This window comes from Mangrovibacter yixingensis (assembly GCF_020523985.1).
Taxonomy (GTDB): domain Bacteria; phylum Pseudomonadota; class Gammaproteobacteria; order Enterobacterales; family Enterobacteriaceae; genus Mangrovibacter; species Mangrovibacter yixingensis.
Genome location: NZ_JAIVKM010000002.1, coordinates 128,154 through 141,147, shown reverse-complemented (window position 1 = coordinate 141,147; position 12,994 = coordinate 128,154). Strand labels below are relative to the sequence as shown.

14 protein-coding genes are annotated in these 12,994 nt (G+C 49.4%); 7 read left to right on the top strand and 7 right to left on the bottom strand.

Annotated elements, in window-relative coordinates; all coding sequences use genetic code 11:
* The first annotated feature begins 51 nt into the window (after positions 1 to 51).
* A complete protein-coding gene (locus LC084_RS11365; RefSeq protein ID WP_226571343.1) occupies positions 52 to 261 on the top strand; it encodes a YdgH/BhsA/McbA family protein in 210 nt (69 codons plus the stop codon).
* Positions 262 to 363: 102 nt separating this feature from the next.
* Here LC084_RS11365 and gutQ read toward each other — a convergent pair whose 3' ends face one another.
* The 7 genes from gutQ to srlA all read right to left on the bottom strand — a co-directional run bounded on the left by gutQ (position 364) and on the right by srlA (position 5,440).
* Positions 364 to 1,329 carry an arabinose-5-phosphate isomerase GutQ gene (gene gutQ, locus LC084_RS11360; protein ID WP_226571342.1) on the bottom strand — a complete coding sequence of 322 codons (966 nt, stop codon included), beginning with the start codon at positions 1,327 to 1,329 and terminating at the stop codon, positions 364 to 366.
* Positions 1,322 to 2,095 (bottom strand): glucitol operon DNA-binding transcriptional repressor SrlR, encoded by a 774-nt coding sequence (srlR, locus tag LC084_RS11355; RefSeq protein ID WP_226571341.1) that lies wholly within the window; start codon positions 2,093 to 2,095, stop codon positions 1,322 to 1,324. The genes gutQ and srlR overlap by 8 nt, the downstream gene beginning before the upstream one ends.
* 62 nt (positions 2,096 to 2,157) lie before the next feature.
* Positions 2,158 to 2,517 (bottom strand): transcriptional regulator GutM, encoded by a 360-nt coding sequence (gene gutM / locus LC084_RS11350; protein WP_226571340.1) that lies wholly within the window; start codon positions 2,515 to 2,517, stop codon positions 2,158 to 2,160.
* A gap of 181 nt (positions 2,518 to 2,698) precedes the next feature.
* The gene (gene srlD / locus LC084_RS11345) at positions 2,699 to 3,478 is read right to left on the bottom strand and encodes a sorbitol-6-phosphate dehydrogenase (RefSeq protein WP_226571339.1); all 780 of its coding nucleotides are present in this window, start codon (positions 3,476 to 3,478) and stop codon (positions 2,699 to 2,701) included.
* 22 nt (positions 3,479 to 3,500) lie between these two features.
* The gene (srlB, locus tag LC084_RS11340; protein ID WP_226571338.1) at positions 3,501 to 3,863 is read right to left on the bottom strand and encodes a PTS glucitol/sorbitol transporter subunit IIA; all 363 of its coding nucleotides are present in this window, start codon (positions 3,861 to 3,863) and stop codon (positions 3,501 to 3,503) included.
* A gap of 8 nt (positions 3,864 to 3,871) precedes the next feature.
* Positions 3,872 to 4,879 carry a PTS glucitol/sorbitol transporter subunit IIB gene (srlE, locus tag LC084_RS11335; protein ID WP_226571337.1) on the bottom strand — a complete coding sequence of 336 codons (1,008 nt, stop codon included), beginning with the start codon at positions 4,877 to 4,879 and terminating at the stop codon, positions 3,872 to 3,874.
* A 12-nt stretch (positions 4,880 to 4,891) separates the two neighbouring features.
* The gene (gene srlA / locus LC084_RS11330) at positions 4,892 to 5,440 is read right to left on the bottom strand and encodes a PTS glucitol/sorbitol transporter subunit IIC (protein ID WP_036103805.1); all 549 of its coding nucleotides are present in this window, start codon (positions 5,438 to 5,440) and stop codon (positions 4,892 to 4,894) included.
* A gap of 327 nt (positions 5,441 to 5,767) precedes the next feature.
* Here srlA and mltB point away from each other — a divergent pair, with 327 nt between their 5' ends.
* From mltB to csrA, 6 genes are all read left to right on the top strand, one after another.
* Positions 5,768 to 6,853, top strand: a complete 1,086-nt coding sequence (gene mltB, locus LC084_RS11325; RefSeq protein WP_226571336.1) for a lytic murein transglycosylase B — start codon at positions 5,768 to 5,770, stop codon at positions 6,851 to 6,853.
* A gap of 149 nt (positions 6,854 to 7,002) precedes the next feature.
* Positions 7,003 to 7,500, top strand: a complete 498-nt coding sequence (pncC, locus tag LC084_RS11320) for a nicotinamide-nucleotide amidase (RefSeq protein ID WP_226571780.1) — start codon at positions 7,003 to 7,005, stop codon at positions 7,498 to 7,500.
* Between the two features lie 96 nt (positions 7,501 to 7,596).
* The gene (recA, locus tag LC084_RS11315; protein WP_226571335.1) at positions 7,597 to 8,661 is read left to right on the top strand and encodes a recombinase RecA; all 1,065 of its coding nucleotides are present in this window, start codon (positions 7,597 to 7,599) and stop codon (positions 8,659 to 8,661) included.
* Between the two features lie 452 nt (positions 8,662 to 9,113).
* Positions 9,114 to 9,557 carry a regulatory protein RecX gene (locus tag LC084_RS11310; RefSeq protein ID WP_226571779.1) on the top strand — a complete coding sequence of 148 codons (444 nt, stop codon included), beginning with the start codon at positions 9,114 to 9,116 and terminating at the stop codon, positions 9,555 to 9,557.
* A 157-nt stretch (positions 9,558 to 9,714) separates the two neighbouring features.
* The gene (alaS, locus tag LC084_RS11305; RefSeq protein ID WP_226571334.1) at positions 9,715 to 12,342 is read left to right on the top strand and encodes an alanine--tRNA ligase; all 2,628 of its coding nucleotides are present in this window, start codon (positions 9,715 to 9,717) and stop codon (positions 12,340 to 12,342) included.
* A gap of 233 nt (positions 12,343 to 12,575) precedes the next feature.
* Positions 12,576 to 12,761: a carbon storage regulator CsrA gene (gene csrA / locus LC084_RS11300; protein ID WP_000906486.1), complete on the top strand. Its 186-nt coding sequence runs from the start codon at positions 12,576 to 12,578 to the stop codon at positions 12,759 to 12,761.
* Positions 12,762 to 12,994: the final 233 nt, after the last annotated feature.

Below are 12,994 nucleotides of genomic sequence, written 5' to 3'. Positions count from 1 at the left end.
CACGGCGCCTTTTACCAAGATTGAAAGATGGATTGAATAAGGAACAAGACCATGAAAATGATGAAAACTCTTTTTGCTGTTGCTGCGTTAACCCTGGTTTCTTCTGCAAGCTTTGCACAAACAGTGACTGCAACTGCCAGTACTCTGGATGGTGCAGAAGCAAAAATTGCCGTTCAGGCTCAACAGGATGGTGCGTCTTACCACATCACTGAAGCCCACGATGGTAACCAGGTTCATATGACCGCAGAACTGACCAAATAATTAATGGTCGCTGAGGGAACAGCCGGACGAAGCCGCGTGAGCGCGGCTTTTTCCGGTTGTTTGGTATCTGGAAAAGTTATTTCTGGCTGAATAGCAAGTGGGTTACAAGATACCAGCCTGCCAGAAGTCCTGCAGATTAATAGCCCCTACCAGTTTGTGGCTGCTGTCGGTGACAGGTGCTGCGCTGATACGCCGGTTCATAAGCTGTTCTTTTGCTTCTACAGCACGGCTGTCGGCATTTAATGTAAACCCGCCATGGGTCATTGCCTGAGTGATACTGTCTTCCAGTTTTCCCCCACCAACCAACCAGCGCCTTAAATCACCATCAGTGAAGACACCGCTGACTTCGGTGTTTATATTAACCACTGGCACCATTCCCAGGCCGGTACGGCTTAATTCCAGCATGGCGTCCATCACTGTTGTGCTGTCGGCAACCTGCGGCACATTTTCGCCCTGACGCATCAAATGGTGTACCCGGTTGAGTAAGCGCGCGCCGAGCGCCCCGGCGGGGTGAGAGCGGGCAAAATCTTCTTCATTAAACCCACGAGCTTGCATTACTGCCATTGCCAATGCATCTCCCATCATCAAAGTATTCACCGTACTGGATGTTGGGGCCAGATGCATTGGGCAGGCTTCACGCTCAATCGAAATATCAATCACTGCATGCGCTGCCTGAGCCAGAGGAGAGGTGTTCTTGCCAGTTATCGCCAGTAACAACACTTGTTTTTCAGCCAGGCGGGGCAGGATAAAATCCAGCTCTTTTGCTGTGCCGGAGTAGGAGATAAATAACAGGATATCACGCGATTCAATCATGCCCAGATCACCATGCAGCGCTTCTGCCGGGTGAACAAAGAAAGCCGGAGTCCCGGTGCTGGCAAGTGTCGCGGCCAGTTTTCTGCCAATATGGCCGGATTTCCCCATCCCGGACACAATCACTTTTCCATTGCAGTGAAGCACTGCTTTGGCTGCTTTCAGAAAACCGTCATCAAGCCGTTCTGGTAATTTGCTGGCTTCATGTAATTCCAGAAGCAGCGTGTTTTTGGCGGCAGTGAGTAGAGAATCACTCATTATTTTCTCCTGTAATAATGACTTTTATCCCAGAGGCTTCCAGTGCTTTGTGGAATTCCGGGCTGATGCCATTGTCCGTTATCAAAATATCGACCTGGTCTAATCCACATACAACGTTCGGGCTTTTACGCCCAAATTTGGTGGAGTCTGCCATCAAAATAACCTGCCTTGCGGCGTTACACATTGCTTTACTGACGGTAAATACTTCATTAAATGTGGTTACGCCAGCATTCAGATCAATTCCATCGGTCCCCATGAACAATTTATCGAAGCTGAAATGCTCAAAGGCGTTTTCGGCCAGTTGCCCATGGAAAGACGCGGATTTTTTGCGGAATGTGCCGCCCGGCATCAGGATGGTTTGTTCGTTATCCAGTTCAGAAAGCGCATTGACAATATGCAGGCTGTTGGTCATTACCGTGATGTTGTTGAAATGCTCAAGTAACGGCACCATTTGCAGCACAGTGCTTCCGGCATCAAGAATGATAGAGTCTCCATCTTGAATGAACCCCACCGCAGTGCGTGCAATTTCTTGTTTCTGATGTGTATTGATGAGGGTTTTGTGATCAATGGGAGGATCGGTTTCGTCTTTGTTCAGCATAACGCCACCGTAGGTGCGAATGACTGTACCGGCATTTTCCAGCAACACCAAATCCTTACGAATGGTGGTTCCTGTGGTGGCAAAGAACTGGGCCAGTTCTTCTACCGAAGATTTACCTTGTTTCTGCAGATGCTCAAGAATGGCAGCCTGGCGTTGACGTGGTTTCATTAGCTGACCTTACAAAATTTGCAAAATGATAATTTCGCAAGCCGTAAGCGTTCAAAACGAAATTATCTTTGTTTCAGTTTAAGCGCTAATAATAGAGCATTCTGACAGTTCTGATCATGGGGAAAGATCACATCAGATTGTAATTGTTGCTTTGATAGCCCCTGAATATTGGGAAGTGACTTCGGTTTTGCAAAAATAGTCAGGCCTTTCATCAGAAATGAATCAATGACGCGTTCTTGCTCATCGAGCGCTATAGCTACCAGTACTCTGGGGCGAAAACGCCCGCCAGAACGGCCTACGCCCACCCGGCCTTTCAGGCAAAGGGCATCAAATGCCCGGTTAAAACGGTATATTTGCCATGCCCCCAAAACCATCTGGCAGAACCAGGCAATGGCGGCGAGAGTAATCAGCGCGCTAACCATGGTTGTCTCCTTTCATTGTGCTTATTCTGTTACCCGTAAGCGTTGAGTCACTACGCCTTAGTCGCCACACCTTAACCTTAATAACAACAGTGCATTAATAACCAGATTCTGCTGAACGCTGGTTGGGGCCACTTACCCTAAAAGAAGTGGCCCGCACAGCAGGGTAAGGGATCAGGCGGTATTAAAACATGACCTGCCCGCCAGTTACGTTGATTGACTGCCCGGTGCAATAAGAGGCTTTGTCACTGGCGTAAAACAGCAATAAGTTCAGTACGTCCTGGTAATCACAACCGCGTTTTAGTGGAACTTTATCAATGTAATATTGTTCAACCTGGTCTGGTTGGATCCCCAGTTTCTGTGCATATTGCGGTAACAGTGACTGGAACATAGGGGATTTCAGCAGGTTGCCGAGCATCAAAGAGTGCACGGTAATCCCGTATTCGGCCAGGTCCAACGCCAGTGATTGCGTAAGACCAACACCACCAAATTTCGCCGCACTGTACCCCGAGTTATGTTTGCTCCCCACTTTTCCGGATTTCGAGTTAATTTGAATAATGCGGCCCTGGATATTGTCGCGAATCATCAGGCGTGAAAACTCACGCGCACACAGAAAGTACCCAACCAGGTTCACTTGCAATGAGCGGTCAAAATCACCCAGTGCGAAGTCGGAAATAAATGCGGCTTTTGCAATTCCTGCGCTGTACACCAGTAAATCAACCCGGCCAAAAATCTCATCCACACCGCGAGCAACAGCCATGACGCTTTGTTCGCTGGTGGCATCGGCACCAAAACCACAGGCCGTGCCTTCACCAAATTCATCGTTAATGCTTTGTGCAACGCGCGAGGCTTTGTCGCTTTGAATATCAACAACCGCTACGCGATACCCTTCTTGTGCAAGCCCATGGCAAAGGAACGCGCCAAGAGTTTGCCCCCCACCAATGACAACGGCAACCTGATTCATGTGTAACTCCTTAAGGAACCTGTTAAGCAATAAATTTGATGGTGCTGCCTGTGGGAATATTGCCGGGCGTGTGCCCTGCAACATGAACACAGCCAGGGTATTCCGCTTGTTCACTGCCATCGAAGCGCAGGGTGATATGGCCAAGCTCCCGCAAGTTTTGCCCGGCAACTGAACCTACAGCGGTGACGGGGTAGCTGTGCCCGGCTAATTCCAACGTACAGCCAGGCATCAGTTCTGCATTCAGCGCTCCGTGGCTATGGATAAAACAGAACGCTTCAATGTCTGCAGGAGCGCCTTCACGGAAAGTAATCAGCATGTTATCGAGCAGGGCATCACATGCGTTTTCGCCAATACGAGTAATGGTGGTTTGGTAAATAGTTTGCATTTTGAACCTCACTGATAAATAAACCCGGAAACCAGCCATGCAATCAGTACGGTTGGTGCGCCAGTCAGGAAGCGGCCAACCAGCACGGAAGGCACCCCAACCCGAACGGTTTCCTGGCGTGCTTCTGCCAGTGACAACCCAACAGGTACGAAGTCACAGGCGGCTTGTGCATTGATGGCAAATAAGGCTGGCAGTGCCAGGTGCGGTGGAATATTGCCAAGGCCAATTTGCACGCCAATCAGCACGCCAATAACCTGGGCGATTACCGCGCCTGGGCCGAGAAAAGGTGAAAGAAACGGGAAGGAACAAATCAACGCCAGTATGACCAGGCCGATAGGGTTGCTTGCCAGAGGTGCCAGCCCATGTGCTATCCAGTCGCCCAGCCCGGAAGCCATGATGATGCCAATCAGCGCTGAAACAAACGCCATAAAAGGCAAAATAGTTTTCAGAACGGTATCAATGGTATCGCGCCCGGCCTGGAAGAAAACCGCAACAACAGAGCCCATCCCCATACCAATTTTTGCCAGCAGGCCATCACTTTGTTCCGTGATTTTTTTGCTGGTGTCATAGTCCCGTGTTGCTTGTTGTTTTGTTTCTGCCTGTACTACGGCTTTGGCAACAGGAGCGGGCTCTGCCGGTTGTGCTTCTCCTTCGCCCACCAGTGAAATGTTGTGTTCTTTCACGCCGGAAACATAAATATCTTCAACAATGAATTGAGCAAGTGGGCCCGATTTCCCGGTTGAATGAATATTGACTGTTGGGATACGGCGTTTCGGGTAGATCCCACAGCGCAAGGTGCCTCCGCAGTCAATAACCGCAACACCAATCTCTTCGGCGGGAGGCTCACCTTCTTTAAAGCCATCCACTGCTTCCCATCCGGTGAGTTCGCTGAGCTTATCGACAATCGCCGGGCGTGTTCCTGCCGTGATATAGACAATCTTTTTACCCGGTTCTGCAACCAGTGTGAGTGGGCCACCCCATCCGCCAGTGCCTTTAACAATTTGAACGTTACGCATAATGGTTGTCCTTTAAAGTTGAACCTGACGGGCTAACTGGATCCCCATTTTTTTCTCAAAAATGGAGGTGGTGAGGTCGGTTATCCAGCCACGGAAGAAGTTAGTGACCATGCCGACAAATAAATAGCTGACGGCGAGTGGTGCTAACGGCAGGCCAAGGGTTGTCAGGCCATTGGCAATCCCCAGGTAGACGAAAAGCTCACCCGGGTTGATATGCGGAAACAGACCGTTCATTGAGTGGCAACTGTAGGATGCGGCGGCGTAATAGCTGGGTTTGTATTTTTCTGGCATGAAACGCCCCAGACTTAGTGTCATTGGGTTACAGAACACAAATGTGCCAATAACCGGCAGCAACAAGTAACGTGATACCGGGTTACCTGCACAGCGTTGTGCAAGGCGTTCAATTCTGTCCTGCCCAATGAAATTGATCAGCGCATTCATGACAACCAGCAAACTGATTAACAATGGCAGTATGCCTGTCACCATACCGGTGAAGACGGTGCCTCCCTTCTGAAACAGCCCGATAAACCATTCGGCACTGTGTGTTATGACATCGATCATTCTTATTCTCCTGTCGGGTAGTGAGGGTCACTTGTTATGAAGTGATGGCTTATCATAATCAAAATGAAACCTTAAAATGTGTTAACTTGATCTCATTGTGAAAGATAAATATTTCGATGTGAAAGATTATCGATCGTGATCGAGAAGTTTTCCTCACCGACTGAGTGGTAGGATCGATGCGTGGAGGAGGGGAGAATTGTGAATGGAGGTAAGGATGCCGGACGAATCGTAAAAACCTGTGCTTTCGTGCTTGTTACGCTACCTGGTAGCCGGAAGTTGATTTACCATTAAAGCACTTTAATTTCGGCTGCTATTTATGGACAACTCATGCTGAAACGTCGTTATGCTCTTATGCTCCCTGTTGCGCTATTACTCACTGCGTGCAGCAGTAAACCCCAAACACAAACGCCAGTAGCGGAACCCACTGAGGGCTCACCGTCTGGCGGCTTTTTGTTGGAACCTCAACATAACCAGATGGTGCTGAGTGGTGATTTCGCCACAAACCCGGTAGCCGAACAGTTTATTGATATGATGGTCAGTAAACATGGTTTTGACCGCCAGCAGCTCCACGAGATCTTATCTCAGGCGAAACGCCTTGATTATGTTCTGCGCCTGATGGACAGGCAGGCACCAACGGCAACCGCTCCCACCGGGCCAAATGGCGCATGGCTGCGTTACCGCCAAAAATTTATTACACCCGACAACGTACAAAATGGTGTGGTGTTCTGGAATCAGTACCAGGATGCACTTAACCGTGCATGGCAAGTCTATGGTGTTCCGCCAGAAATTATCGTGGGCATTATTGGTGTAGAAACGCGCTGGGGCAGAGTGATGGGGAAAACCCGCATACTTGATGCGCTGGCAACGCTCTCCTTTGATTACCCACGCCGCGCCACTTATTTCCAGGGGGAACTGGAAACCTTCTTGCTGATGGCACGCTCTGAAGGAGATGATCCGCTGGATTTACGTGGATCTTTCGCCGGGGCGATGGGCTATGGGCAGTTTATGCCTTCCTCCTTTAAACAATATGCGGTTGATTTCAACGGTGATGGCCATATTAATTTATGGGATCCGGTTGATGCGATTGGTAGTGTTGCTAATTACTTTAAAGCTAACGGGTGGGTGCCTGGCGACCAGGTCGCCATTATGGCAAACGGCCAGGCTCCTGGCCTGGATAGCGGTTACAACACGAAATACAGCCCATCGATGCTGACAATGGCAGGTTTAACGCCACAGCAACCCCTTGGTAATCATCAGCAAGTGAGCCTGCTGCGGCTGGATATGGGGACTTCATACCAATACTGGTACGGGCTGCCAAACTTTTATGCCATAACCCGCTACAACCACAGTACCCATTATGCGATGGCGGTTTGGCAATTGGGGCTGGCAGTATCCCAGGCTCGGGGGCAATAAGATAGTGCCCTAAGGGCAGCACTTTCGAGAATGGATACCTGGCTGCGGGCGTGTTTTTCGGCATAGCCCGCAGAGTTGAACCGTTCCGGCTGCTATGGGCTGGTACGCGTAGCCAGCGCAAAAAAAGTGGAGGTACAATGAGCAACATAATGAGCGACCAGGCTTTAATGCAGCTCAGTGAACAGGTAGGTGAAGCGCTGCTGCAACAGAACGCAACGCTGACGACTGCCGAGTCTTGCACCGGGGGCTGGATTGCGAAAGTCATTACTGATATTGCCGGGAGTTCCGCCTGGTTTGAGCGTGGTTTTGTGACTTACAGTAATGACGCCAAACAGGCAATGATTGGGGTTCACCCGGAAACATTACTGAGTTACGGCGCAGTCAGCGAGCAGGTTGTCCGTGAAATGGCTCTGGGAGCCATGCAGGCGGCCGAAGCTTCTTTCGCTATTGCGGTCAGTGGTATTGCAGGCCCTGGTGGTGGAAGTGCGGAAAAACCGGTGGGTACTGTTTGGTTTGGTTTTGCAGGCCAAAACGGGAAGGTAACCGCCTGCCGCCAGTGTTTTAGTGGTGACAGAGAAGCAGTGCGCCGCCAGGCGACAGCCTTTGCTCTTAAAACCCTGGCGGAAGATTTTCTACAAATTGCTTGATACTGTATGATTGTACAGTATAATCAGTTCAACAAAACAGCATTCGTGAGACGCAGCAGATAGAGCAATCACTCTGGCTGCATGACAGGAGTAAAAATGGCTATCGACGAAAACAAGCAAAAAGCGTTGGCGGCAGCACTGGGCCAAATTGAAAAACAATTCGGTAAAGGCTCCATCATGCGCCTGGGTGAAGACCGCACTATGGATGTGGAAACGATCTCCACCGGTTCACTTTCCCTGGATATCGCACTGGGGGCAGGTGGCTTGCCGATGGGCCGTATTGTAGAGATCTATGGGCCAGAATCATCAGGTAAAACTACCCTGACACTGCAGGTTATTGCCGCTGCTCAGCGCGAAGGGAAAACCTGTGCGTTCATTGATGCGGAACACGCTCTTGATCCTGTGTATGCTCGTAAGCTGGGCGTTGATATCGACAACCTGCTGTGTTCGCAGCCTGATACTGGCGAACAGGCTTTGGAAATTTGTGATGCACTGGCGCGTTCTGGCGCGGTCGATGTTCTTGTTGTTGACTCCGTTGCGGCACTGACACCAAAAGCTGAAATTGAAGGTGAAATTGGTGATTCGCACATGGGGCTCGCTGCACGTATGATGAGCCAGGCAATGCGTAAGCTTGCCGGTAACCTGAAACAATCCAATACGCTGCTTATTTTCATCAACCAGATTCGTATGAAAATTGGTGTGATGTTCGGTAACCCGGAAACCACTACAGGTGGTAACGCACTGAAATTTTATGCCTCTGTTCGCCTGGATATTCGCCGTATTGGTGCGGTGAAAGAAGGTGACAACGTGGTAGGTAGTGAAACCCGCGTTAAGGTAGTGAAGAATAAAATTGCTGCACCGTTTAAACAGGCTGAATTCCAGATTCTCTACGGTGAAGGGATTAACTTCTACGGTGAACTGGTGGATCTGGGTGTGAAGCATAAGCTCATTGAAAAAGCAGGTGCGTGGTACAGCTACAATGGCGACAAAATTGGCCAAGGTAAAGCAAACGCCACTAACTACTTGAAAGAGAATGAAGCCGTTGCCAAAGTGATTGAAAGCAAGCTGCGTGAAATGCTGCTCAATAACCAGGATAGTACGCCTGATTTTTCTGCTGATGAAACAGAAGACCATGCAGATAACGCGCAGGAAGAGTTTTAATCCCAACGTGTTGTGTTAAATGTGTGTCGTTCCGGTTACATACAAGCAGTTTTGAATGATTGTTCTGAGCCGTTATTTTGAATAATTGTTTGGAGTAGTTGTTTGGAGTAATTGTTTGGAATGAACGCCTTGAATGAATGTAGTGAATATAGTCAGGGTTGCTTCGGCAGCCCTGAGCTATTTTTGGAGCGCACACAATTTTAGGAGCGCACACAATGCCCCGTTTCCCCACATCCACACCCAAGCTGTTTTCTGATCCAGTTGAACCCAGCGATTCTGGCGAACAGCCAGGCTGGCAAAACACGCCCCAGCAGCATGGTAAAACGGAAGTATCATCAGGTAAGGCAACCCGCGGCCAGCAACATGTAACCGCGCAGCACCCGGCAAAGAAAAAAAATGCCCCGAAAACACCTGAAGAACGGGTGCGAGGTTTGCAGGAACGCGCTGTGCGTATGTTGGCTATGCGTGACCATAGTGAACTGGAGTTACGCCGTAAGCTCGCCACACCTTCCCGGTTCAGTAAAGAGCAGGAACAAGCAACGGTTCAACCAGAAGAGATTGAACAGGTTATTAACGCATGCCGTGAACATAACTGGCTCGATGACAGCCGTTTTGCTGTGCGTTTCATTGAAAGCCGTTACCGTAAAGGGTATGGAGCACAGCGCATTCGCCAGGAAATGCAACAAAAAGGCGTAGCGCGTGAAGATATTGACAGCGCTTTCATCACCTTTGAAGGTGACTGGTGTGCTCTGGCCCGGGATGTCGCCCAGCGTAAATTCGGTATACCGCTACCCACAGGCTTCCCGGAAAAAGTAAAAGTGCAGCGTTTTCTGCAATATCGTGGTTTTTACATGGAAGAGATACAGCAGATTTACTCAGAATATGATGCGCTGTGACAGAATTTTTACCAACTGAACGCATAGGGATTTTACTTCCCCGCTAAGAAAACATATCTTATTCCCACTTTTTTCCCGGTAAAAGCGCACATGAAAGCGTAATAGCGTTTATCATGGTGGTTTTACAAGACTCCGTTAGCTTGATTTCAGGATAATTATGAGCAAGAGCACCGCTGAGATCCGTCAGGCGTTTCTCGACTTTTTCCATAGCAAGGGACATCAGGTTGTTGCAAGTAGCTCCCTGATTCCAAATAACGACCCGACATTGCTGTTTACCAACGCCGGGATGAACCAGTTCAAGGATGTTTTCCTTGGTCTTGATAAACGTAACTACTCGCGTGCGACAACCGCGCAGCGTTGTGTGCGTGCCGGTGGTAAACATAATGACCTCGAAAACGTAGGTTATACTGCACGCCATCATACTTTCTTCGAAATGCTGGGTAACTTCAGCTTTGGTGATTACTTCAAGCATGATGCTATCCAGTTCGCCTGGGAACTGCTGACTGGTGAGCAGTGGTTCAATCTGCCCAAAGACCGCCTCTGGGTAACCGTCTATGAAAGTGACGACGAGGCGTATTCTATCTGGGAAAAAGAAGTTGGCATTCCGCGTGAGCGTATTATTCGCATTGGCGATAATAAAGGCGCACCATACGCATCAGATAACTTCTGGCAGATGGGTGATACCGGCCCTTGTGGCCCATGTTCAGAAATTTTCTATGATCATGGCGACCATATTTGGGGTGGGCCTCCGGGGAGCCCGGAAGAAGATGGCGACCGGTATATTGAAATCTGGAACATCGTCTTCATGCAGTTTAACCGCCAGGCTGACGGGGAGATGATTCCGTTGCCGAAGCCTTCGGTCGATACCGGTATGGGCCTGGAGCGTATTGCTGCTGTTCTGCAACATGTGAATTCAAACTACGATATTGATTTGTTCCGCAATCTTATCAAATCAGTTGCTGAAGTAACTGGTGCGACGGATTTGGGCAGCAAATCACTGCGCGTGATTGCCGACCATATTCGTTCCTGTGCATTCCTGATTGCTGATGGTGTAACGCCATCCAATGAAAACCGTGGTTATGTCCTGCGCCGTATTATTCGTCGCGCAATTCGTCACGGTAATATGCTGGGCGCGAAAGACACTTTCTTCTACAAACTGGTTGCACCATTGATTCTGGTTATGGGCGCGGCAGGTGAAGATTTGCAACGCCAACAAGCTTTGGTTGAGCAAGTATTGAAAACGGAAGAAGAGCAATTCGCTCGTACACTGGAACGCGGTCTGGCGCTGCTGGATGAAGAGCTGGCACAACTGAAAGGGGATACCCTGGATGGCGAAACAGCTTTCCGCCTGTACGATACCTACGGCTTCCCGGTGGACTTGACTGCTGATGTGTGCCGTGAACGCAACATCAAAGTTGATGAAGCGGGTTTTGAAGCGGCGATGGAATCACAACGCCGCCGCGCCCGTGAATCCAGCGGTTTTGGTGCGGATTACAATGCGATGATTCGCGTTGATGACGCCTCCGAATTTAAAGGCTATGAAGAACTGGCCGTGACTGGCAAAGTGACTGCACTGTTTGTCGATGGTAAGCAAGTAGAGCAAGTTACTGCTGGGCAGGATGCGGTTGTTGTGCTGGATAAAACCCCGTTCTATGGTGAATCCGGTGGCCAGGTTGGTGATACGGGTGAGCTGAAAACCGCTAATGCAACTTTCGCAGTGTCTGACACGCAAAAATATGGCCAGGCAATTGGCCACCAGGGCGCTGTGGTAGCGGGTGTGCTTAAAGTGGGTGATAGTGTGAATGCCCAGGTTGATGAAGCGCGCCGGTCACGTATTCGCCTTAACCACTCTGCGACTCACTTATTGCATGCGGCATTGCGCCAGGTGCTTGGTACCCATGTCGCTCAGAAAGGCTCATTGGTTAACGATAAAGCTCTGCGTTTTGACTTCTCGCATTTTGAAGCGATGAAGCCGGAAGAGATCCGCGCGGTAGAAGATATTGTTAACGCTCAGATTCGCCGTAATTTGCCGATTGAAACCCACGTTATGGACCTTGACGCAGCAAAAGAGAAAGGAGCCATGGCGCTGTTCGGTGAAAAATACGATGAGCGTGTGCGTGTGTTGAGCATGGGCGATTTCTCTACTGAACTGTGTGGTGGTACTCACGCCAGCAGGACCGGGGATATCGGTTTGTTCCATATCGTTGCTGAATCAGGTACTGCAGCTGGTGTTCGCCGTATTGAGGCTGTTACTGGCGAAGGTGCGGTGGCTATGATGCACGCGCAAAACGACGAGTTGGCAGATATAGCACAATTGCTCAAAGGCGATAGTCACAATTTAGGCGATAAAGTACGCGCTGTGATTGACCGGACACGTCAGCTTGAGAAAGAATTGCAGCAACTGAAAGCTCAGCAGGCGGTACAAGAAAGTGCCAGCCTGTCCAGCAAAGCTATCGATGTGAAAGGCATTAAGCTGTTAGTGAGCGAGTTGAGCGATGTTGAACCGAAAATGTTGCGCACTATGGTAGATGACCTCAAAAATCAACTGGGTTCCACTGTGATTGTCCTTGGGACGGCTGCAGAAGGGAAAGTTTCGTTGATTGCCGGGGTATCTAAAGATCTGACCGACCGTATTAAAGCGGGTGAGCTGATCGGCATGGTTGCACAGCAAGTTGGTGGTAAAGGTGGTGGCCGCCCAGATATGGCTCAGGCCGGTGGGTCTGATGTCCAGGCGCTGCCTGGTGCGCTGGCCAGTGTTGAAAGCTGGGTAGCAGCCAAACTGTAAAATTATAAGCGTAACGTGCGCCATTTTGTGAATAAATGGCGCTAAGACTTTAACGCGCTGGCAAAAATGATAAAGTCGGGTTGAAGTGTCGTATATCGGCTAAACTAAGTAACAGCAGGCTGTGCAATGACTTCTGACACATATGTGTTTGTCATCCATGGCGGTACTCGTTATATGATGGATAGGCCGGGGTACAAGCAACCCGACTCTTTTAATCTTTCAAGGAGCAAAGAATGCTGATTCTGACTCGTCGAGTTGGTGAAACCCTCATGATTGGTGATGAGGTAACCGTGACAGTTCTTGGGGTAAAAGGTAACCAGGTGCGCATTGGTGTGAATGCCCCGAAAGAAGTTTCTGTACACCGTGAAGAGATTTACCAGCGTATCCAGGCTGAAAAGTCACAACAGTCCAGCTACTGATCTAAAGCGTCTCGCATTTGGTGCGAGGCGCTCCCTTCATTGCCGCTAATGGGCTTTTCCTGCGTTTTTGTTATTTGCCATTTCTCTTTTTATTCCTTTAATGCAATAGCATTACCGCACTGTAAATGAGGTGACGGGCTTTATTTGTGGGTAAAAAAACAACTTCGCGCTGGTAAAACAGGCGAATTGTTTGTGAAATGTGCAAACGATTAGAACTCCGGAAAAATTGTTTG